General features: G+C 74.7%; 19 protein-coding genes and 1 riboswitch. Of the genes, 11 read left to right on the top strand and 8 right to left on the bottom strand.

The genetic code is table 11. The features are described 5' to 3' along the window. Window positions 1-292 precede the first annotated feature (292 nt). Window positions 293-1,813 (top strand): SulP family inorganic anion transporter, encoded by a 1,521-nt coding sequence (locus tag ACFVFR_RS04730; RefSeq protein ID WP_383698113.1) that lies wholly within the window; start codon window positions 293-295, stop codon window positions 1,811-1,813. Between the two features lie 58 nt (window positions 1,814-1,871). On the opposite strand, the gene ACFVFR_RS04725 is transcribed toward ACFVFR_RS04730, so the two are convergent. Further along, a complete protein-coding gene (locus tag ACFVFR_RS04725) occupies window positions 1,872-2,621 on the bottom strand; it encodes a Mut7-C RNAse domain-containing protein (protein WP_383698111.1) in 750 nt (249 codons plus the stop codon). A gap of 98 nt (window positions 2,622-2,719) precedes the next feature. Between ACFVFR_RS04725 and ACFVFR_RS04720 the strand changes: the two genes are divergently transcribed. The 5 genes from ACFVFR_RS04720 (at window position 2,720) to ACFVFR_RS04700 (ending at window position 9,515) form a co-directional block, all read left to right on the top strand. Continuing rightward, the gene (locus ACFVFR_RS04720; protein WP_383698109.1) at window positions 2,720-3,298 is read left to right on the top strand and encodes a TetR/AcrR family transcriptional regulator; all 579 of its coding nucleotides are present in this window, start codon (window positions 2,720-2,722) and stop codon (window positions 3,296-3,298) included. A gap of 378 nt (window positions 3,299-3,676) precedes the next feature. Next, window positions 3,677-4,639 (top strand): alpha/beta fold hydrolase, encoded by a 963-nt coding sequence (locus ACFVFR_RS04715; protein WP_383698108.1) that lies wholly within the window; start codon window positions 3,677-3,679, stop codon window positions 4,637-4,639. An 851-nt stretch (window positions 4,640-5,490) separates the two neighbouring features. Further along, window positions 5,491-5,698, top strand: a riboswitch (cyclic di-AMP (ydaO/yuaA leader). Between the two features lie 5 nt (window positions 5,699-5,703). Continuing rightward, window positions 5,704-6,975, top strand: coding sequence for a transglycosylase family protein (locus tag ACFVFR_RS04710; RefSeq protein ID WP_383698106.1), 1,272 nt, complete (start codon window positions 5,704-5,706; stop codon window positions 6,973-6,975). A 205-nt stretch (window positions 6,976-7,180) separates the two neighbouring features. After that, entirely contained in the window at window positions 7,181-8,821 is a 1,641-nt protein-coding gene (locus tag ACFVFR_RS04705; RefSeq protein WP_383698104.1) for a DUF1266 domain-containing protein, read from the top strand. A gap of 136 nt (window positions 8,822-8,957) precedes the next feature. After that, a complete protein-coding gene (locus ACFVFR_RS04700; protein WP_383698102.1) occupies window positions 8,958-9,515 on the top strand; it encodes a GNAT family N-acetyltransferase in 558 nt (185 codons plus the stop codon). Between the two features lie 27 nt (window positions 9,516-9,542). Here the strand turns inward: ACFVFR_RS04700 and ACFVFR_RS04695 are convergent, their stop codons facing one another. Continuing rightward, a complete protein-coding gene (locus ACFVFR_RS04695; protein ID WP_383698101.1) occupies window positions 9,543-9,899 on the bottom strand; it encodes a hypothetical protein in 357 nt (118 codons plus the stop codon). A gap of 251 nt (window positions 9,900-10,150) precedes the next feature. On the opposite strand from ACFVFR_RS04695, the gene ACFVFR_RS04690 reads away from it, so the two are divergent. Beyond that, window positions 10,151-11,680: an MFS transporter gene (locus ACFVFR_RS04690; protein ID WP_383698099.1), complete on the top strand. Its 1,530-nt coding sequence runs from the start codon at window positions 10,151-10,153 to the stop codon at window positions 11,678-11,680. On the opposite strand, the gene ACFVFR_RS04685 is transcribed toward ACFVFR_RS04690, so the two are convergent. Continuing rightward, complete coding sequence (locus ACFVFR_RS04685; RefSeq protein WP_383698097.1) at window positions 11,658-12,098, bottom strand: GNAT family N-acetyltransferase; 441 nt, start codon at window positions 12,096-12,098, stop codon at window positions 11,658-11,660. The two genes, ACFVFR_RS04690 and ACFVFR_RS04685, sit on opposite strands and share 23 nt — an antisense overlap. Before the next feature lie 200 nt (window positions 12,099-12,298). Between ACFVFR_RS04685 and ACFVFR_RS04680 the strand changes: the two genes are divergently transcribed. Both ACFVFR_RS04680 and ACFVFR_RS04675 read left to right on the top strand, forming a co-directional pair. Then, the gene (locus ACFVFR_RS04680) at window positions 12,299-13,138 is read left to right on the top strand and encodes a response regulator transcription factor (RefSeq protein ID WP_383698095.1); all 840 of its coding nucleotides are present in this window, start codon (window positions 12,299-12,301) and stop codon (window positions 13,136-13,138) included. Beyond that, window positions 13,135-14,517 carry an ATP-binding protein gene (locus ACFVFR_RS04675; RefSeq protein ID WP_383698093.1) on the top strand — a complete coding sequence of 461 codons (1,383 nt, stop codon included), beginning with the start codon at window positions 13,135-13,137 and terminating at the stop codon, window positions 14,515-14,517. The genes ACFVFR_RS04680 and ACFVFR_RS04675 overlap by 4 nt, the downstream gene beginning before the upstream one ends. A 46-nt stretch (window positions 14,518-14,563) precedes the next feature. Here the strand turns inward: ACFVFR_RS04675 and ACFVFR_RS04670 are convergent, their stop codons facing one another. The 3 genes from ACFVFR_RS04670 to ACFVFR_RS04660 form a co-directional block, all read right to left on the bottom strand. Continuing rightward, window positions 14,564-15,652: a TAXI family TRAP transporter solute-binding subunit gene (locus tag ACFVFR_RS04670; protein ID WP_383698091.1), complete on the bottom strand. Its 1,089-nt coding sequence runs from the start codon at window positions 15,650-15,652 to the stop codon at window positions 14,564-14,566. A 133-nt stretch (window positions 15,653-15,785) separates the two neighbouring features. Further along, on the bottom strand, window positions 15,786-16,043 hold the full coding sequence (locus ACFVFR_RS04665; protein WP_383698089.1) for a hypothetical protein: 258 nt from the start codon (window positions 16,041-16,043) through the stop codon (window positions 15,786-15,788). A 284-nt stretch (window positions 16,044-16,327) separates the two neighbouring features. Further along, a complete protein-coding gene (locus ACFVFR_RS04660; protein WP_383698087.1) occupies window positions 16,328-16,789 on the bottom strand; it encodes a MarR family winged helix-turn-helix transcriptional regulator in 462 nt (153 codons plus the stop codon). Between the two features lie 483 nt (window positions 16,790-17,272). On the opposite strand from ACFVFR_RS04660, the gene ACFVFR_RS04655 reads away from it, so the two are divergent. Next, the gene (locus ACFVFR_RS04655) at window positions 17,273-17,944 is read left to right on the top strand and encodes a nitroreductase family protein (protein ID WP_383698086.1); all 672 of its coding nucleotides are present in this window, start codon (window positions 17,273-17,275) and stop codon (window positions 17,942-17,944) included. 76 nt (window positions 17,945-18,020) lie between these two features. Here the strand turns inward: ACFVFR_RS04655 and ACFVFR_RS04650 are convergent, their stop codons facing one another. Together ACFVFR_RS04650 and ACFVFR_RS04645 are read right to left on the bottom strand one after the other, a co-directional pair. Continuing rightward, window positions 18,021-19,094 (bottom strand): glycosyl hydrolase family 18 protein, encoded by a 1,074-nt coding sequence (locus ACFVFR_RS04650; RefSeq protein WP_383698084.1) that lies wholly within the window; start codon window positions 19,092-19,094, stop codon window positions 18,021-18,023. Window positions 19,095-19,341: 247 nt separating this feature from the next. Further along, window positions 19,342-19,674 carry a putative quinol monooxygenase gene (locus tag ACFVFR_RS04645; RefSeq protein ID WP_383698082.1) on the bottom strand — a complete coding sequence of 111 codons (333 nt, stop codon included), beginning with the start codon at window positions 19,672-19,674 and terminating at the stop codon, window positions 19,342-19,344. Window positions 19,675-20,121: 447 nt separating this feature from the next. Here ACFVFR_RS04645 and ACFVFR_RS04640 point away from each other — a divergent pair, with 447 nt between their 5' ends. After that, window positions 20,122-21,348: a pyridoxal-phosphate dependent enzyme gene (locus tag ACFVFR_RS04640; RefSeq protein ID WP_383698080.1), complete on the top strand. Its 1,227-nt coding sequence runs from the start codon at window positions 20,122-20,124 to the stop codon at window positions 21,346-21,348. Window positions 21,349-21,573: the final 225 nt, after the last annotated feature.

The raw sequence follows: 21,573 nt of genomic DNA, 5'->3' as shown, positions 1-21,573 counted from the left end.
GGGGCCCCCGGGGCGGCACCCGGCCGATGACCGACAGGTGTTCGACGTCACGGTAGAGTTCAGCGGCGCGCGACACCGCCTCGGCCGGCCGGTCGGCAGCCGACGGCGTCCGGGCGAAAGCGCCCGTGGCACGGTCGACCCGGACTCGCGGTCGCCGCCGACCACGCCGCGCGCCGCGTACGCCGAGACCTCCGGCCAGGGCCGGGGCGGGCGGCGCGGCCCGTGGGAGCGGGCCCCAGCCGACGCGCACGCCCCGGCGCACGGGCGCGGGCGCCCGAACAGAAACGGTCGCATGTCCCAACCGCTGTCCCCGGCCGCCGCGCTGCGCGCCCGCCTGTCCCGTGGCGTGGGCCGGCCCGACTGGCTCGCCTCCGGCACGGTCTTCCGCACCGAGGTGCTGGGTGGCCTGGTGGTGGCCCTGGCGCTGATCCCCGAGGCCATCTCGTTCTCGGTCATCGCCGGCGTCGATCCCAGCGTCGGCCTGTTCGCGTCCTTCACGATGGCCGTGGTGATCTCCGTCGTCGGCGGGCGCACGGCGATGATCTCCGCCGCCACCGGGGCGATAGCCCTGGTGATCGCCCCGCTCAACCGCGAACACGGCTTCGGCTACCTCCTCGCCACGGTCATCCTCGGCGGCCTCGTACAGATCCTGCTCGGCGCCCTGGGGGTGGCCAAGCTGCTGCGGTTCGTCCCGCGCAGCGTGATGGTCGGCTTCGTGAACGCCCTGGCCATCCTGGTCTTCGTGGCCCAGCTACCGGAGCTGTACGACGTGCCCTGGCCGGTCTACCCGCTGTTCGCCGGCGGGCTGGCGCTGATGGTGTTCCTGCCCCGGCTCACCCGGGCCGTGCCGGCGCCGCTGGTCTCCATCGTCATCCTGACGGCGATCACGGTGGCCGCCGGACTCGCCGTCCCGACCGTGGGGGACAAGGGCGAGCTGCCGTCCGCGCTGCCCACCCCCGGCCTGCCCGACGTACCCCTCACGCTGGCCACCCTGACCACCATCGCCCCGTACGCCGTCGCCTTCGCGCTGGTGGGGCTCATGGAGTCGCTGATGACCGCCAAGCTGGTGGACGACATCACCGACACCCGCTCCAGCAAGACCCGCGAGTCCGTCGGTCAGGGTGTGGCCAATATCGTCACCGGCTTCTTCGGTGGCATGGGCGGCTGCGCCATGATCGGCCAAACCATGATCAACGTGCGGTCCTCGGGCGCCCGCACCCGGCTGTCCACGTTTCTGGCCGGGGCCTTCCTGATGGTGTTGTGCGTCGTCTTCGGCCCCGTGGTCTCCGACATCCCGATGGCCGCCCTGGTGGCCGTGATGGTCCTGGTCTCGGCGGCCACCTTCGACTGGCACTCGGTCCGACCTGCGACACTGCGGCGGATGCCCGTCGGAGAGACCACCGTCATGGTCGTCACCGTCGGCTGTGTCGTGGCCACCCACAACCTGGCCGTCGGCGTCATCGTCGGCTCCCTGACCGCCATGGTGATCTTCGCTCGCCGGGTGGCCCACCTCGCCCAGGTCACCGCCGTCCAGGACCCGGACGGCGGCCAGGTCGTCTACGCGGTCACCGGCGCGCTGTTCTTCGCCTCCGCCAACGACCTCGTCTACCGCTTCCGGTACGCCGACGACCCCGACGACGTGGTCATCGACCTCTCCCGGGCCCACATCTGGGACGCCTCGTCGGTGGCCGCGCTGGACGCCGTCGAGGCCCGGTACCGCCAGCTCGGCAAGCGGGTCACCCTCGTCGGCCTCAACCAGCACAGTGCCGCCCTCCACGACCGGCTCGCCGGCCGGCTCGGCGCCGACCACTGAGCGGCGGCGCCGGGCGGACCGGGCCCGGGTGGCTCCGGCCGGACCGTGGGGCAGCGGGTCAGGGCGCGCCGTGCTCGGTCAGCGGGGCGAACTCGCGCAGCGCCGCCGCCACGATGGCCTCCAGCCGCGCGTGGTGCGCGCCGCGCCAGTACACCCGGTGGCAGGACAGGCACCGCGCGAAGACGTCGTAGGTGCCGCGCGTCCCGGCCTCCAGGTACTGCCCCACGGAGTCCTTGTCCGCCGCCGCGAGCACTCCGTTGCACGCGCTACAGCGGGTCCACGGCGCGAGCCGCGGCGCGAACCGGCCCAGCACGTCCCGTAGTTGCTCCTCGGGCCGGTCGCTGTAGACGTACGCGCCGGCCCATAGCTCACGCCGGCGCAACAGGCCCCGGTCGCGCGAGAGCAGCACGCGGCGCTCGGCCGCCGACCGGGTGGCCAGCGCCGGGTCGCCGATGTCCTCGTTCTCGTACGCCGTGTCCACGCCGAGCAGCCGCATCCGCCGCGCGAGGGTGCCCAGATGGACGTCGAGTAGGAAGCGCAGCGGAGCCCCCGGAACCCGTTGGGGCCGGCGCACGGGGCGTACCTCCACCACCTGGCCCTCGCCGGGCACGTGCGCGGCGCTCACCGGGCGCCCGGCGACCAGCAACGCGCCGACCTCGGTGAGCGGCACACCCAGGGACTCCACGACGTGCCCCAGCGAGGAGGTCCCGTCGGTGACGAGGGTGAAGGGCGCGCCCCGCCGGTCGGGGGCGACGAAGACACCCAGTGCGAGATCGAGGCTGACCTGGATACGGGGGCGCGCGTTCACGGGCGCCAGCATGCCACCGTACGCCCGGCGCGGCGGTGTCAAACGGGAGAGCCCTCCGCTTTCTTGAATGACCGGTCAAGATGTTCTAGGGTGAGGACATGAGCAGGACCAAGGAGTTCGACCCGGACGCCGCGTTGCGAGCGGCCATGGAGCTGTTCTGGCGCAAGGGGTACGAGGCCACCTCGGTGCAGGATCTGGTGGACCACCTCGGGCTCGGCCGGGGGAGCATCTACGGCACCTTCGGCGGCAAGCGCGAGCTGTACCTGAAGGCGGTGGACCGCTACGGCGAGGACGCCAGGGAGCTGTTCGTCGCCCGCCTCTCGGGGCCCGGCTCCGGGCTCGACGCGGTGCGCGGACTGGTGCGCTTCTACGCGGAGGGCGCGTTGGCGGACGAGGACCGCAAGGGCTGTCTGATGACCAACACCGCGGTCGAGCTGCCCGCCGACGAGGACGCGCGTCGCCGCGTGGCCTCCGGCCTCGAAACCCTGGAGACGGCCATCATGGGCGCCCTCGTGCGGGCCCGCGCCGAGGGCGAGTTGGGCCCCGACAAGGACCCGGCGTCGCTCGCCAGGTTCCTGGTGACCCTGCTCCAGGGCATTCGCGTGGTGGGCAAGACCCCGGTGCGCGAGCGGTTCCTGGAGGACGCCGTGGAGCGGGCGCTGGGCGTCCTCGACTGAAGTCCCCCCGCGCCACGCGCCCTCGCCTCGCCCCACGTCCCGGGGTGGCCTGACCGTATCGCCGCGGCGACACCCTCTCCCGCGTCCTCGTGGCGTTCCTCCTCCCACCCCACGTCGAACCGTCCGGCCGGTGGTGCGTCGTCACGCCTGTGGCCGCGCCCGCGCGCGTGGCTGTGTCGGTGTCCGGCCGTGTCGTACAAGGCACACCCGCCGCACGGGCACGTGGTGGTCGTCGGGGGCGCGAGGTGACCGTGGGCTGCCGTCCCACCTGCCTCGGGCGAGTAGACCCCTGCCCGCTTATTTGACCGAACATTCAAGAAAGCTGTCGCGTGCCGTGTCGGTACGTGGCAGGTAGAGACCCAAGGAAGAGAGAAGCCCATGGCCGATCACGAGCCCTGCCCGGTCCCCACCGACGCCGAGCTGGCCGCCTCGCTCGACGGTGACTTCACCAGTGCCTACGCCGACGTCAACGGGGTCCGACTGCACCACGTCACCGGCGGCGAGGGAGACCCGCTCATCCTGCTGGGTGGTTGGCCGCAGACGTGGTGGCAGTTCCGCAAGGTACTGCCCGAGCTGGCCCGTACCTTCCGGGTGACCGCCGTGGACCTGCGCGGCATGGGTGGCTCGGACAAGCCCGCCGACGGATACGACAAGCGCACCATGGCGCGGGACATCCACGAGCTGATCCGACACCTGGGACACGAGTCGGCGTTCGTCGCCGGCCACGACATCGGGGCCTCGCTGGGTTACCACCTCGCGGCCAACCACCCGGAGTCCGTGCGCCGCCTGGTCACCATCGACCTGGGCGTGCCCGACGCCTCCTGGCTGTCGATCGGCATGCTGCCCGGCTCGGACGCGCAGCAGGCGGCCCTGGTCCACGGTCGGGGCGGATACCCCTGGTGGTTCGCGTTCAACCAGCTACGCGGGCTCCCCGAGGAGCTGCTCGCCGGCCGCTTCCGGCCGGTCATCGACTGGCTGTACGGACACATGCTGCTGGACCAGGCGTCCGTGGAGGAGGGCGCCCGACGCGTCTACGCCCACGCCTACGACACACCCGAGGCCATCCGGGCGGGCAACGGCTGGTATCAGACGATGCGCCAGGACATCGCCGACCTGGACACCCACGCGCCGGTCACGCTGCCCATCCTGACGCTGGCGGGTGAGACCAGCTACGCCGCGCTGCGCGAGCAGATGGGCCCGGACAAGGGCACCGACATCCGGGTGGTCGAGGTGGCGGGCAGCGGCCACTACGTACCGGAGGAGCGGCCCGAATCGGTGGTCCGGGAGCTGGTCGCCTTCTTCGGGGCGGGGCGGGCCGCCCCGGCGGACGAGGGCCGCTAGCCTCCCGTCCGGCCGGCGCGAGCCACCCTCCTGTCCGCGCGTCCGGCCGCCCGGTGGCCTTCGTCGGGTGGCCGGAGGTGCCGCGGGCGGGCGGGGGCCGGCCCGTGCCGGCCGGGGTGGCTCGCCGGTGCCGGGTGTGTGGGTGTGTGGTGCCCAGGGGTGGGGCTCGGGTCGCCGGGAAGGGGCCTGTCGGCCCGGACCCGCGCCCCCGGCGCCCCCTTCCGTAGGCGGGGGCGCCATCGGCCGGGGGATTGGGTGGCCTCGTCCCGGGTAGCAGCGGCGTCGGGCGCGGTCTGCCGCGCACCGGCATTCTCTCGCGACGTGGTCCGGCGCGGCCCGCGTCCACGGGGCGGTGGAATTCCGGGGCCGCCGGCGGCCCGTGGCTCGCGGCTTTCCGGGATTTGCCGGAAAGAGAGGCAACCCGCCCGGCTCGTGGCGCGTGTTCCAGAGGGGAAGGCGTATCGCGGACCCCGCATCGTGTGGCGTGGGGCACATCCCAGACCTCGGGGCGGGGTGCGTAGCGACTCCGGAAGCGCCATCCAAGATCATCTAAAAACGGACTACCCGGACTTTACGGGTGCTGTGGTGCGGCTCACGGGCGTCACTCGTGGATCTGTCACGCGCTGTGTCCGCGCGATGCCCGTCATGCGTGCCGGACCCCGACCCGCCAGGGAATCGAGCGGTCGCGCATTCCGTGGAATTGTCGCCCTGAGGCGAAGATCCCTCGCGCAGCGTTATCTCGCATCGCGAGCTAACGCCTTAATTGATCTTTATCGGGCGGTCCGTGGCTTGTCGTCGGGGAAATGAATGTGTTTTGTTGGCGATCCCGCTGAAACGAAGGCGGGTATCCGACGCCGGAATGCCGAATCTTGCCGCTGGCCGAGGAGAAACTTCGAAGTCATCACGGCAAGAGCGGGGGAACCAGGTAAGTGCCGCACCGCGTCCAGCGCGGTCGGCTTGGGGTGAAGACGTGTCGCGACGCCAGGCGTCGCACGGGACACGTCCGGGCAACTCCAGCCCGAATCCGACAGCTCACCTCGCAGGCATAGGAGAGGGATACCCCTATGTCTCATCGCACGCGTCACCGCCGCATCAGCCCCCGTCGTCTCGGCATCTCCGTCGCGCTGACCGCTGGCGGCGCCAGCCTCGCCATCCCCTTCCTGGGTGCGACCCAGGCCCACGCCGCCTCGGTGGACGTGTGGGAGAAGGTCGCCCAGTGCGAGGCGACCGGCAACTGGAGCATCAACACCGGCAACGGCTTCTACGGCGGCCTGCAGTTCACCGACAGCACCTGGCGTGCCTTCGGTGGCGCGGCGTACGCCCCGCGCGCCGACCTGGCCACCAAGGACCAGCAGATCGCCGTCGCCGAGAAGGTCCTCAAGGTGCAGGGCCCCGGCGCCTGGCCGGTGTGCTCCGTCAAGGCCGGCCTGACCGCCGGTGGCCCGGCTCCGCAGGTCGCCCCCGACGGCGCCCGCGACCAGGCCAACACCACCCGCGAGGCCCGCCCGGCCGCGCCCAAGGCCGCCCCGAAGGCCGCGCCCAAGGCCGCCGCCCCCCAGGCCGCCCCGAAGGCCGAGAGCAAGCCGGCTCCGCGCACCCAGAACTCGACCGCGGGCACGACGTACACCGTCCGCTCCGGCGACACGCTGTTCAAGATCTCCCAGGCGCACGACGTCAACGGTGGCTGGCGCGCGGTCTACGACCGCAACCAGGACGTCATCGGCGACAACCCGAACCTGATCTTCCCGAACCAGCGCCTGAGCCTGCCCGGTGGCGGCTCCGTCGCCCAGGCCCCGCAGCAGAAGGCCGCCCCGCAGCAGCAGGCCGCCCCGAAGCCCGCCAAGCCGCAGGCCCCGCAGCAGCAGTCGGCCCCCAAGCCGCAGGCCGCGCAGAGCGCCCCGCAGCAGCAGGCCGAGGCTCCCTCGTCGACCGGCTTCACCACCCCGGTGGCCAACAGCACCCTGGGCACCCCCTACCACCAGTCCGGTGGTAGCTGGTCCAGCGGCTACCACACCGGCGTGGACTTCCCCGTCTCCACCGGCACCACCGTGAAGTCCATCGGCGGCGGCCAGGTCGTCTCGGCCGGCTACGCCGGCTCGTACGGCAACCAGGTCGTCATCCGCCACGCGGACGGCCACTACAGCCAGTACGCCCACCTGTCGCAGCTCTCCGTCTCGGCCGGCCAGTCGGTCACCGGCGGCCAGCAGATCGGCCTGTCCGGCAGCACCGGCAACAGCAGCGGCCCGCACCTGCACTTCGAGGTCCGCACCGGCGCCGGCTACGGCTCCGACATCGACCCGATCTCCTACCTGCGGGGCAAGGGCGTCAGCATCTGACCAGCGGTTCCACCGCTGAGCCGGCGCCACTGACCGCCTCTGGACCAGTGGCCCGCGCGCCACACCGCACCACCCGACGTGCCCTCGCGCCCACCCGGCGCGGGGGCACGTCGGCGTTCCGCGCGGGCACATCCGAGCACGACCAGGCATCCGATGTGCGGGCAGCCGGGTGCTACGGGGCCAGCCCTGGGTAGAGTTCCCGGTCATGGGGTTGTGGAACGGGGAGGAACCCGCGAAGCGGGGCGACGCCGAGGCCGAGCGCACCGCCGACGGTCCCGTGCGAAGCGCCGGCGACCCGGCGCGCGCTGCCGGGGAGCCGCTGGGCGCCCCTGACACCAGGGCCCACCCGGCGCCGGGCGGCGGCGACGGCGCGCCGGTGCGCGATGCCGAGGCCCGTGCCGCCGGGCCCACGCCCCGGGGCGCGGACCCGGCGGGCCCCGTACCCGCCTCCGTACCCGCCCCCGACCCCGGCCCACTCGATACCCCGCTGTCGGCGACCCCCGCGCCCCCGCCCGGCGGGCCGACCCCGCTCGACGTCCCGCCCCCGCCCGGCGGGCCGGCGTCGGCCCCGGGCCCCGCACCGGCCCCGGGTGGCGCGGCGCCGGCGGGCGGCGGGCCCTGGTCCTCCTCCGCGTGGCAGCCGCCCAGCGCCATCGAGCAGGAGCTCTACGACGCGAAGACCCGTGGCGACTGGTCCCGCTACGTCGGCGTGCTGGCCCGCACCCCGCTCTTCGTCGCCGACTCGCGGGCGCGCGTGGACACCCACCCCGACACCGTGGTCTTCACCTCCTACCGCGACCCGCGCACCCGCACCGACTGCCTGGCCGTCTACACCGAGGGCATGCTGCCGGCGCCGGCCGAGGACCCGGTCTTCCACGCCGGTTCGCTCGGCTGGTACGCGCGGGTGTGGGGCCCCAAGGACCCGCCGTGGCTGGCGGTCAACCCGGGCAGCCCGTGCGAGGCGTACTTCGCGACCACCCCGGCCCACCGCGCCCTCTGGCAGCGGCACGCGGACCACGCCACCAGCGAGGAGCGGCCACAGCGCCAGCTCCGCGCCCTGGTCGTCGGCGGCCCGCTGCGCGGCCCGGTGGCCCACGGACTGGCCTGCGGGGCGCTGCTGAGCGTCAACAACGGCGAACTGTGGAACGCCATGGCTTACCACGGCGGCGGCTACACGGCCGAACGGGACCGGCTGGGGGAGTGGTGGGGCATCACCTCCCGAGCCGAGTGGCAGCACACCCAGGAGACCCTGCTGCGCGCCGAGATGACCAGCCCCATATGGGAGTTCACCCTCGGCATCCGCCGCTCCCTGGCGCTCGACTTCGCCGGCCCCGTCGACGTGGACCACTGGCGCCAGGTGGCCGAGCGCGCCCTGTGGCACAACGCGGCCGAGGCGGCCGAACCCCGCATCACCCCGGACGGTGTGACCGTCGCCCAGCCCCGTGGCGACGCCGAGGTGCGCTCCCAGGTCGCCGGCGTGCGCCGGCTGATCGGCCGGATCACCCGCTACGAGGCCCGCTTCCGCGCGGACGGGCTGCTGGCCGACGGCAGGTTCGTCCGCTCGGTGGAGGCGTGGGACTACGGGCGCGCCTCCTGCATGGCGCGCTGGGGTCTGGGCGCCCGCTACTGCACCCTGCCGGAGGCGGAACAGGCCGTGGTGCGCGCCGGTCGCCTCAGCCAGGCCAACTACCGCTCCTGGACGGACTTCTCCGCCGCCTACATCCTCGGGCGCTGCCTGCACTTCGACGAGGAGGAGTTCGGCGACTGGTACGAGGACATGGTCGCCGCCCACCGGATGCTGATGTCCGACCCGGGCAGCCCCTGGCGCAACCTGCCCTGGAAGTAGTCGCCCACCCCGGGCCCCGCCGTCCCGGGACCGGCGCGGGCGCGGGCGCGGGCGCGGGCGCGAAAAAGGGTGTGACCGGCCGGAGTGGGCTCGTGCACGATGGGAGCTGACCACACCGACCGGGAGAAGCCCGCTGATGAACGTGTTCGTGACGACGGAGCGGCTGGTGCTGCGCCGGTTCACCGAGGCCGACGTGGACCACCTGGTCACCCTGGACAGTGACCCCCGGGTGATGCGCTACCTCACCGGCGAACTCACCCCGCGCGCGGAGATCGAGAACAAGGTGCTGCCGGGTATCCTGCGGGACTACCAGCGGGGGCCGGCCGGTCGCTGGGCGGCCGTCGAGCGAGCCAGCGGCGACTTCGTCGGGTGGCTCGGTCTCCAACCCTCGCCCGACGGCGGCGTACGGGACGTGGAGCTCGGCTACCGGCTCAGGGCATCGGTCTGGCGCCGTGGATACGCCACCGAAGGGTCCCGCGCGCTGCTCCACAAGGGCTTCGCCGACCTCGGAGTGGAGCGCGTGTGGGCCCAGACCATGGCCGTCAACACCGCCTCCCGCCGCGTCATGGAAAAGGCCGGCCTGCGCTACGTGCGCACCTTCCACGAGCACTTCGAGGACCCGCTGCCCGGCACCGAGCACGGTGAGGTCGAGTACGAGCTCCGCCGTGTCGACTGGGAACCCGCGCGGGGGTGACCCGGGGGCGCGGGGTGGTGCGGCCGGTCAGGAGCGGACGCGTGTGGCGCCCGCGTACACCACGCGATGGCCCCTGGTCAGTTGGGCCACGATGATGATGCGCCGGCCCTCGGGAAAGGAGAGGTCGCATACGCGCGAACGCCCCCGGCCGTTGACGGAGCAGGTCCGCACGGCCTTCGGACGCCGCGTGTCGTAGACGCGCACGCCGAACGCGTAACCGTCGGCCCGGGTGTCCGTCACCCGGACCCGCTCGCCCGTGGCGTACCAGGTGACCCTGCCGCCGCGCAGTCCGGCCGCCTCCGCCGGTGCCGCGCCCAGCAGTCCGGCAGCGACGCTGGCCGCGAGGACCCCGACCGTGGACGTACGAACCCCGCGCGCACCCATCCGGCCCCTCGATCCTCGTCCCGCCCCTGGTCCCGGGCCCACGGCCCCCGGGCGGATGCTAGCAAGGCCGCCGCGCGACCCGGACACCGCACACACCCTCGCGGCGGGCACCGCGAGCCACCCGGCGCGGGGTGGGCCGGGATTCTTAGCGGAACGTTAGATCTGACCATCGCGCCTTGTGAGGCGCCGCCGCGCCACCCGATGCTCTGGGCACCCCGCACCACCCCGACCAGGAACTTCGTGGAGCCGCCATGTCATCGCCCGCCGCCGCGTCCCACCCCACCGGCCCACCCGCGCCCGGCGAGCCACCCACCCGCCACCCGACCCACCCAGCCGAGCCGACCACCCCGACCCACCCAGTTGACCCGGCCGAGGAACGCAGGCAGCGTCGCTTCGCGCTGATCGGCGGCTCGTTGGGCAACCTCGTGGAGTGGTACGACTGGTTCATCTACGCCAGCTTCGCCCTCTACTTCGCCGACTCCTTCTTCCCCGGCGACAACCCGACGACCAAGCTGATGAACACCGCCGGCATCTTCGCGGTCGGCTTCCTGATGCGCCCGGTGGGTGGCTGGGTGCTGGGGCGGGCCGCCGACCGCAGGGGCCGCAAGAGCGCGCTGACGCTGACCGTGACCATGATGTCGGTGGCCGCGCTGCTCATCGCCGTCGCACCCACCTACGACCAGGCGGGATACGGCGGCGCCCTGGTGCTGCTGCTCGCGCGGCTGTTGCAGGGCATGAGCATCGGCGGTGAGTACGCGGCGAGCGCCACCTACCTCACCGAGGCGTCCGCGCGAAACCGCCGCGGCCTCGGATCCTCCTTCCAGTACGTGTCCATGACCTGCGGGCAGCTCCTCGGCCTCGCCATCCTCATCACCCTGCAACACACCCTCACCAAGGCACAGTTGGAGAGCTGGGGCTGGCGTATCCCGTTCCTGCTCGGCACGGTGTTCGCGGTGGTCGTGTACTGGCTGCGGCGCCGACTGACCGAGACGCGAGCGTTCCAGGAGAAGGCGGGGGAGGGTCCCGACGACGGGGCGGGGACGCTCCGGGCGCTGTGGGAACACCGCCGGCAGGCCGTCCTGGTGATGGCCCTGACCCTGGGCGGCACGGTGGCCTACTACACGTACACCACCTACCTGACCAAGTACCTGATCGGCAGTGCCGGCATGGAGAAGACCACCGCCACCCTGGTCAGCTTCACCGCCCTCGCGGTCTTCGCGGCGATCCAACCCCTGGCTGGCGCGCTCTCCGACCGGATCGGTCGCCGCCCGCTGCTGATCACCTTCGCCGTCGGCTGCACGGTCGGCACGTACCCGATCATGACCGCGCTCGGCTCCGCGTCCTCGTACTGGCCCGCGCTCGGCCTCTCACTGCTGGCACTGGTCGTCGTCACCGGCTACACGTCGATCAACGCGGCCGTCAAGGCCGAACTCTTCCCCACCCGGGTGCGCGCGCTCGGGGTGGCGCTGCCCTACGCCGTCGCCAACGCGCTGTTCGGCGGGACCGCCGAGTACGTGGCGCTCTGGTTCAAGAACAGCGGCCACGAGTCGATGTTCTTCTGGTACGTCTCCGGCTGCGCGCTGATCTCGCTGGTGACCTACGTGCTCATGCCCGACACCCGCGCCGTCGCCCTTAGCGACGCCGAGCGGGCGAGCGACACACCCGCGTCGCCCGACGGCCCTCCCGCGTCGCCCCCGCCCTCCGCACCCGTCGCCGCAGCCACGTCCGCCACCGAGCCCGCCACCGACCCCGCCGCCGTCAGGACGGCGAGCGCGCCATGAACACGTCCACCGGGTCCTCGCGCTCCACGGTGAACCCGTGCCGCTCGTAGAGCCGACGGGCCGGGCTGCCCCGCAGCACGTTGAGCCGGACCAGGTCGCCGGCCCGGTCGCAGCGCTCCAGCAGCGTCCGCAGCACGGCCGAGCCGACGCCACCGCCCTGGAGCTCCGGGGCGAGGTAGAAGTGTTCGAGCCAGCGGGCGTCCGGGGCCGGCCGCAGGGCCACACAGCCGGCGAACACCCCACCCACCTCGATCACCTGGGTGTGCGCGGGCTCGAACCCGTCGCGCAGCCGCTGGCGCACCCGGTGCGCGTCGTACCGCCCCAGCCGCTCCAGGTCGGCCCGCAGGACCACCGCGCGCAGCGCGGCCACCGCCTCGACATCCGCCGCCGCGGCTGGCCGCGTCACCCAGTCCACCATGCGCGCCACGCTACCGCGCGGCTCCGCCCCCGCCCGCTTCCGGCCCGCGCCCACGCGGGGGCACGGGCACGGCGACGGGTCGGCGGGTGGGCTCCGCGCGGGCCGCGTGGTCGACCCGGCGGCGCGAAGCCGACGGTGTCCCGGGGCCGCGCCCCGTGGTATTCCGGTAGCCGTCGTCCCCGGTCACCAGGAGAGTCCTCATGCACACCCTTCTCGTCGAGGACAACGACCGCATGGCGCACGCCCTCGGCACCGCGCTGGCCGTCCGTGGCCACAGCGTGCGCCGCGTCAGCCGCGCGCTGGACGCGCTACGGCACGCCGGCGAGGCCGAGTTCGTCCTGCTCGACCTCGGACTGCCCGACCTGGACGGCCTGGAACTGCTGCGCCGGCTGCGCGCCCTGTGCGCCGTGCCGCTGATCGTGGTCACCGCCCGCTGCGCGGAGCACGACATCGTGGCCGGCCTGCGCGCCGGCGCCGACGACTACGTGGTCAAGCCGTTCCGGATGGCCGAGCTGATGGCGCGCATCGACTCCGTACGCCGGCGCACCACCCCCGAGACCCCGACCGCCGCCACCGGGGAGGCCACGGACGCGGGGCCCCGGCACGGGCCGCCGGGGCCGGTGCGCGCCGGCGACGCCGTGATCGACCTGGCCGCCCGCACCGTGACCGTGGCCGACGCGCCGGTCCGGCTGACCCGGCGCGAGTTCGACGTCCTGGCCTACCTGGCGGCCCGCCCCGGCGAGGCCCACTCGCGCGAGGAGATCCTCTACCGGGTCTGGGGCGACGCGCTGCGGACCGCCTCCCGCTCGCTGGACGTGCACGTCGCGGGCATCCGCACCAAGACCGGCCGCCCCGGCCTGGTCCGCACCGTGCACCGGTTCGGCTACCAACTCGGCCCCGGGGCGCGGCGGTCCCCGACCGACGAGTCGGTACCGAAACCGACCGCCGACCCCCCGCCCACCCCCCGCGCGCCCGCCGCCCGCGACCGGCGGCCCGCACCCGTGGAAGGCCCGGCGCGGCGCGGCCCCGCACCGCGATGAGACGCCGGTTGCTGGCGGTGCTGCTGGCGCTGATGGGGGCCGCGACGCTGCTGCTGGCCGTCCCGCTCGCCGACGCGTACGCGCGCGGGCGTACCGAACACCTGCTGCTCCAGCGGCGCGCCGACGCCGTGCGCTTCGCCGACCTCGCCGAGCGCGGGCTGACCGAGGCCGACCAGTCGGAGCTGTCCACAGAGATCCACCGCTACGCCCTGCTGTACGACGCCGGGGTACTCATCACCGACGCCAACGGCCGCCCCGTGCTCCGCGCCGGACCCCGTTCCCGGTGGGCCGGGCCCGACCTGGCGGAGGCCACGGACCGGGCACTGGCCGGGCGGTCGACGGAGCGGCTGCCCACCGTGCACCCGTGGGGGCCCGGCGTGGCGGTGCTGGCCGAGCCGGTCGGCAGGGACGAACGGGTCAGCGGGGTCGCCGTGCTCGCCGTGCCGACCGACGCCGCGCGCCGCGACGTGGGCAGCCGCTGGTCGCTGATCGCGGCCGGCGCGCTGCTCGCCTTCACCGCCGCCGCGCTGGCCGCCGTCGGCATCACCCGCTGGCTGCTGCGCCCCGTCCGCGACCTGGACCGGGCCGTCGGCGGGCTCGCGGCCGGCAGCCTGCACACCCGCGCCGACCTGGACGCCGGGCCGCCGGAACTGCGCCGGCTGCGGCTGCACTTCAACGCCATGGCCGAGGGGATGTCCGAGGCGATACGCCGCCAACGCGACTTCGTCGCCGACGCCTCCCACCAGCTCCGCAACCCGCTGGCCACGCTCGTACTGCAACTGGAGAACGTGGAGCCCCACCTGGCGCCGGCCGGCCACGACGAGCACGCCCGCGCGCTGGAGGAGACCGAGCGGCTCGCCGAACTCCTGGACGGACTGCTGGCGCTGGCCCGGGTGGAGTCCGGCACGGCCGAGCGCACCCCGCAGGACGCCTCTGCCGCGGCCCGGGAACGGGCGGCGGCCTGGGCGCCGGTCTACCGGGAGGCCGGACTCGAACTGGCCGTCGAGGTCGCGGACGGGCTGCGGGTGCGCGCGCTGCCCGGCGCGGTGGGCCGGGTGCTGGACGCGCTGCTGGACAACGCCGCCAAGTTCGTGCCGCCCGGTGGCCGGGTGCGCGTGGCGGCCGACCTCGCCCCGGACGGCCGGGTCGCGGTGCGCGTCACGGACGACGGGCCCGGCGTGCCGGCGGGCCAGCACCCCGCCCTGGTACGGCGCTTCGCGCGCGGCGCGGACCACCAGAACCTGCCGGGCAGCGGCCTCGGCCTGGCCATCGCCGACGAACTGGCCCGCGCCAGCGGCGGCACCCTGACCACCGCCGGCGTTACCCCGCACGGGCTCGCGGTGGAGCTGCGGCTGCCGGCCCTCGGCGCCTCGTCCTGACCGGCCCGCGGGTCAGGCGAGCGGGCGCGACGGCCGGGGCGCGGCCTCATCCGTACACCGAGCGGTAGTAGTCCACCGCCCCCGGGTGCAGGGGTACCGCGCCGGTGGCGATGGCGAACCGTGGCTCCAACCGGGCGCCCGCCGTCACCTCGCGTAGCAACTCGCGCCAGCGGCCGAAGACCACCCGCAGCAGCGCCCGGGCGGCGCGCGGGGGCACATCGCCCCGCGCCACCAGGTAGTTGCCCACCCCGACCGTGCGCACCGGCTCGCGCGCCCCGTACGCGCCGGGCGGCAGCGTCACGGGCGCGTACACCGGCCCGTAGGCGGTACGCAGCGCCCGCACCAGGTCGTCCAGCGGCAGCAGTCGCAGTGGCGTCGCGCGCGCGAGGGCGGTCAGCGTGGGCGTGGGGACGCCACCGGACCACATCAGGGCGTCCACGTCCCCCTCGCGCAGGGCCTGTGTCGACTCGACCAGCCCAAGGCGCCGTTCGCGTACGGCCCGGTCGCCGACGAGTCCGGCCGCGAGCAGCAGCCGCTCGGCGACCGTGCGCAGCCCGGAGCCGGTGGCGCCGGTGGCGACGCGGCGCCCCGCCAGGTCCGCGACGGAGTGCGCCGGGCCGGGCGCGGGCACCACCAGGTGGGTGTAGTTGACGTACACCCGGGCCAGCGCGGTCAGGGATATCGGCGCGGCGAACGGCGGCCTGCCGCCCACCGCGTCCTGCGCCGCGTCCGCCATGGTCAGGGCCAACTCCACGGCGCCGTCGGCGAGCTGGCGCAGGTTGTCGACGCTGGCTGCGGTGGCCACCGGCACCAGGTCCAGCCGCTGGTCGCTGGCCGCGACGGCCGCCGCCAGCGCATGCCCGAACGCGTTGTACGGGCCGCCTACCGGCCCCGTCGCCAGCCGCAACCGCACCACCGGCCCCGGGCCGGGCGAGCGCCCGGCCAGTGCCCAGGCCGCCAGCGCCGCCGCCCCGCCAGCCCCACCGCTCAGCACCCGCCGCCGGCCGGCGGTCGCACCCGGCGCCCCGGCGCCCGTGTCGAGCGCCGGCCCGCGCGCGGCCGGCCCGCACGCCGCGTCGGGCCGGGCGGGGCGCGTCGGGTGGCGGTCGGCGCCGCGAGCGTCCGGACAGGTCACCTCGGCAGCGTAACGACGCGCCGCCAGGCCGAGGCCCCCGGCGGCCGACCGAAGCCCGGGGCCACCGGGCGCGGGGCGCCGGCCGGGGGCGGTGCGGGCCTTGGCCCACGTGGGCGGCCAGCCGGGGTGGCCGTCACAGCAGGACCAGCAGGAGCAGCAGGAGCAGCACGGCCCCGGTACCGCCCACGGTCGCTTGTCGAGGGCTGATCCGGCGTTCGTGGGCCCTGACGTAGGAGCCGTCGCGGTAGTGCCCCCGCACGTGCGTGGTCGCCACCGGAGGGGCGGCCCGTGGGCGCGTGGGCACGCGGCCGGCGGTGGAGCGTCGGGAGCGGCGGTAGTGCGGCCGGACGTACGAGCCGTCACGGCGGTAGTGCCCACGAACGTGTGCCATGGGGGTCCCCTTGGGTGCGTCAGTTGGCGGTACCGAGCGGGCCCCGTCGGGACCCGGAAGACGACGCTACCGACCCCCTCTGACATCGGGTCGTACCGGCAACCGGCGGGTACCACCGGCGCGTTGGGCCCCGGTGTCGGGTGGGGCGCGAGTGGCCCCCCGAGCGGGCTGAGGCGATGGCTCGTCCGGTGAGTGTGAGGCGACGCACAGCAGGTCACGGTCCGCCGCGCCCTGGCGTGAGCGCCGGTGTCGGACACCGGAGCGCGGTGTGTCGCGGCGCGGGCTCAGGCGCGCAGTCGGAGGAGCTTGCCGAGCAGGGCGGAGAGCTGGGCGCGTTCGGCGGGGGTGAGGTCCTGGAAGGTGGCGTCGAGGAACGCGGGGACCGCGTTCTCGGCGCGGGCCAGGAGGCGGCGCCCCGAGGCGGTGATGGTGACGGCGTAGGCGCGGCGGTCGACCGTGTCGCGCTCGCGCCGTACGTGCCCCGCGCGCTCCAGAGCGTCACAGACTCCGACCATCACGCTGCGGTCGATGCGCAGCTGGTCGCTCAGCGCCCGCTGCGAACAGGGGCCGACCTCGGCGAGCATCTTGAGCACCAGGTGGTGCCCGACGCCGATCCCGGACTCGTTCGCCTGGGCCTCCGCGGCGCGGGCGACGGCGCTGGAGGCGCGGCACAGCGCGATGTCCAGGCGTTCCGTGGCGAGCGTCGGAAAGTATCCGTCCTCGCGGGGTGTGGCTTTGGGTGGCAAGCGGTCCCACCTCCCGGGCGGGTGCGTCGGCGGTGCGTACCGCTGGACCCTACCAAAACCGTCTGCCCACAGATTGTTTGCGTGCCACGCATGGCATTTGTATGCTCGCCAATCATCTGTACGCAGACGATCTGTGCCGAGATGGAGGTCGGGCATGGCCGAGCGTCGCGCGCGTCGCGCGGGACGGCGGCGGGGGAGCGGTCGGCTGGGCGGGCGGGGAGGCGGCGCGTCCTCACTCGCCTCGGGCCGTCGTCGCCCGGTCGGCGTCGCGGGCACGGTCACCGTGGTCGGCGCGGCCGACGCCGTCGTGGTCGCCGCGGGTGGGTCGGCGCGGCCGTCCGCACCCGGGACACCTCGGCGATCGCCCTTCTGGTCGGGCCCCTTCGGGTCCGACCACGGCCGGGCCCGCCACCATCCGACACGCGTCGCCGTGCGCGGGGCGCACATCGCCCCGCACCCCCTCCGCATCCGAGGAAGTGGCCTGTGACCCTGGACCTGACCCCCGACCAGCTTCTGTCGACCACGCGCGCCGTGCGCAAGCGGCTCGATCTGGACCGCCCGGTCCCGCGCTCCCTGATCGAGGAGTGCGTGGACCTGGCCACGCAGGCGCCGACCGGTCGCAACCGGCAGCGCTGGCACTTCGTCGTCGTCACCGAGCCCGCCCGGCGACGGGAGGTGGCCGACATCTTCCTGCGCGCGCTGTCGCTGGCCACCGGGCAGCCGCTGAGCGCACGCGACACGTGGCGCATGAACTACCACCCCGGCTCCACCGAGCGCGTCTTCGACGGCCTGCGCCACCTGGCCACCCACATCCACCGGGTGCCCGCCTTCGTCATCCCCGGGGTGGAAGGGCGCACCGACCACGCCCCGGTGGCCGAGCAGGCGGGGACGTGGGGCTCGATCCTGCCGGCGGTGTGGAGCTTCATGCTGGCCGCGCGGGCGCGCGGGCTCGGCACCACCTGGACGACGGCGCAGGCGCCCCTGGAACGGGAGTTGGCCGAGGTGCTCGGCGTGCCGTACGACGAGGTCATGTTGGCCGCCTTCCTCCCGCTGGCCTACACCCTGGGCACCGACTTCAAGCCCGCCCGCCGCATCCCCCGCGAACGCGTCCTGCACTGGGACGGCTGGGGGCACGGCGACGAGCCCCCGAGGTAGGACGCCTCCGGTCGCTGGCGGACCCGGCCGACGGGGGGCTGGTGCCCACCCGGCCGTGCGCGGCGTGGGCCGTGGGTCACCCGTCGCGGCCCGCTCGCGCGCCGCGTGCCAGCGTCGGCCACAGCGCGGGCTCCTCGAAGTCCAGTGCCCACAGCGCCGTCTGGGTGACTCCGTGTCGGCGCAGCACCGGCAGGTGGGCGGCGACGCCCCGGGCGTCCTGGTACCAGACCTCGCGCCGCCGCCCGTCCTCGACGTACGGGAAGTGGGGCGTGCGCGAGGCCGTGTCCCGGGTCAGGGGGGCGCCCACCCTGCGCCGCAGGGCCTGCGCCTCGCGCGTGGTGCGGTGCGTGGCGCGGGACCGGTCGCCGGCGCGGTAGTCCCAGCCGTACGCCGGGATGCCCATCTCGATCCGCGCCGGGGGCACGTGCGCGGTGGCGTAGCGCAGGATCGCGTCGTACCAGCGAGGCGAGGTCAACGGCCCCGGCGGGCCAAGGGCGTTGTGCAGGTTGTAGCCCATGACGCGCAGCCGGTCCACGGCGCGCCCCAGCTTCGCGTAGTCGTAGACCGGGGCCGTGTCGCGGGCGGCGGTGCGCGGGTAGACGGCCACGGTGCACTGCTTGCCGCGCGCGTGCAGCCGCGCGCAGACCTCGCCGACCAGGGCGCTGAACCCGGCGCGCACCCGACGCAGCACACCCGCGTCGGCCGCGTGGTTCATGCGCTCGTAGTCCAGGTCGAGCCCGTCGTAGGCGTGCCGCTCGGCCAGCCGCACCAGCGTCGTCACGTGCGCCGCGCGCCGGGTGGGGTCGCCGAGCAACGCGGCCATGGCGGCGGCGTCCGGGGCCTCGGTCACGGTCGGCACGACCTTGATGCCGGCCCGGCGCAGGCCCTCGACCACGCGCCGGTCGCCCGCGCCCGGATGCGCGGTCATGCCCCGGTCCGAGGTCGCCTCGTACCAGAAGGGGCTGACGGTGTGCAGTTGGTCGGCGTGGGCCAGCGCGTCCCGGTAGCCACCCTCCTGCTGCCAGTACGGCAACCACGCCGACACCGTCCGCACGCCCTGGGGCGCGGGCTCGGCGGCCGGCGCCCCGGGCGCGGTCAGCGCGATCGAGGCGAGCAGCGGGAGGGCGGTCAGCGCGCGAAGGACTCTCACCCCGTCAGTCTCGGCCGCCCCGCGCGGGGCCGCACGCGCGCTACGCCAGGTGGGCGGCGGCCCGCACGCCCCGTGGCAGGCGCCGGGCGCCGGCCCTACGGCGCCGCCGCGCGGGGCGGGCCCACCCCGGCCGGCGGCGGGGCGCGGTGGCCGGGGCGGGGCGCGGTGGCCGCCGCGCCGTCGGATGCGATCCGGCGTCGGGCGGCGCGGTGCGTCAGACGTCGCGAGGGTCAGGCGACGCGGGGGGTCACGCGGTGCGGGGGGTGACCTCGGCCATCTGGCCCCAGCCGTCCATGTCGGGGATCTCGGTCGAGACGATCTGCGGCGTGGTGGCCACGGCGTACGACATGGCATCCACGCCGGCCGCGAAGTGCGCGGACTCCACGTGCGCGCGACCGGCCTCGCCGTCGCGGAAGGCCTCCACCAGAACGAACTCGTGCGGGTTGGACACGCTGCGGGACCACTCGAAGAACAGGTTGCCCGGCTCGTCGCGGGTGGCCTCGGTGAAGTCGTGAACGGTGTCGAGCCAGTCGTCGGCGCGCTCGGGGCGGACGGTGAATTTCACGGTGATGAAGATCATGACGTTTCCTCGGAGTGGGGGTTCCCAGGCAGCGGTCGAAGCCTGCCGCGCGCCCCTGGCGCTGCCCGGTGGTGCGCCCCGGTCAGGGGCACCCGACCCGCCACCCTAACCCTCCCACCACCCTGCCCCAGCCCACCCCCGGCAGCCCCCACCCACCGGGTCCCACCCCGACCCCCGACCCGCGACCCAACCGCCCAACCGCCCAACCGCTCAGCCACCCAACCGGGGGCGACACACCCCGCGCCTCCCCGCCCGAGGCGACGTCATCCGTACCCCGCCACGGGTGACGGCGCCCCGCCGCGCGCCACCCCGGGCGGCGCGACCGGGCCACCCTCCCGGCGGAGTGGCGCTTGCCGCCGCCCTCGCGCACGCCGCCGCCCTCGCGCGCGACGGGGGCCTGACACGCGGCCTCCTGCTCAGCGCGGTCAGCGCCTACGCTCGGGGGCCGTGACCCCTCACAGCACGCTGGCCACCGCCCAGCGCTCCCTCGGTGATCCGGACATCCGCTACCCGCTGTGGCCCGCGTTGACCCGTGGCTGCCCCCGGACCAGCACCGACACCCTGTCCTATCCCGTCGAAGTGGACTACGCCTACGAGCGCGTGGACACCGCCCTGTTCGAGCCGGGGTACGCCGCGCGGCACGGTCTGCGGCCGGGCGCGGGCATCGAGCGGTGGGCGCCGCTGCTACCGCCGCTGGACGCGCCGGGCCTCGGCGAGGGCGGCACCCCGCTCGTCGAGCTCGCACCCGGGGTGCACGTCAAGGACGAGTCACGCAACCCGACCTGGAGTCACAAGGACCGGCTCAACCGCTGCACCACCAGCGCGGCACTGCGCTCCGGCGCGCCGGGCATCGTGGTCGCCTCGTCCGGCAACCACGGGGCGGCGGCAGCGGCGTACGCCGCCCGGGCCGGGCTGCGGTGCGTGGTCTTCACCGCCACCGACACGCCACCGGCGGTGGACGCGTTCCTGCGGGCCTACGGCGCGGTGGTGCTGCCGGTGCCGCTGGCCGACCGGTGGCCGCTGGTGCGCAAGGCCGTCGAGCACGCCGGGTTGTACCCGGTCAGCAACCTGACGGCCACCCACACCGGGCACGCCTACGGCGCCGAGGGGTACAAGACCATCGCGTACGAGATCCACACCGACCTCGGCACCCCGGCCGCGGTCTTCGTGCCCACGGGCTACGGCGAGATGCTCTACGGCGTCTGGAAGGGCTTCGCCGAGCTCCACCGCCTCGGTCTCGCCGACCGCGTTCCCCGGATCTTCGCCTGTGAGCCGGCCGCCGGAGGCCCGCTGGCGGCGGCCGTGCGGGCCGGGGTGCCCGCGACTGAGGTGGAGGTGGGCCCGACCGACGCGTACGGCATCGACTGTTCCGTGGGCGGCTATCGCGGTGTCGTGGCGCTGCGCGCGAGCGGCGGGCGCCCCCTGCTGCTCACGGATGACGAACTGCGCGGGGCGCAGCGGGAGTTGGCGGCGAGCGGAATGTGGGTCGAGCTGTCGGCGGCGGCCGGCCTCGCGGGTCTGCGACAGGTGGGGGAGGTGGACGGGCCGGTGGTGTGCGTCTCCACCTCGAGCGGCTTCAAGGACGTGTCCGTGGGCTCGCGGGTCAGCGAGCCGGTCGATCCCGCCTGGGAGTCGGTGCGCCAGCGGCTGCGTACGGCCGGCATCGACGCGTGATTCACCTCGGCCGGTACGGGCCCCGGGAGGTCGGGCCGCCGGCCTCGAACCGGCCTCGGCCTCTCCCGGCGCGCGGCGGCCCGGCCACCCACGCGGGTGACCGGGCCTTCGTTCGGCGTGCCGGGACTAGTACTGCAACGGTGCTTGCCGTGACTGATGGCCGGGTTGGTCGTTGGCGTGTTCATGGGTGGGGACCTTGCTGATGTCAGGTTGTGGGCGGGCGAA

It is taken from the genome of Streptomyces sp. NPDC057702, from assembly GCF_042799315.1.
Taxonomy (GTDB): domain Bacteria; phylum Actinomycetota; class Actinomycetes; order Streptomycetales; family Streptomycetaceae; genus Streptomyces.
The sequence above is the reverse complement of the archived record's forward strand: the minus strand, read 5'-3'. Positions and strand labels throughout refer to the sequence as shown.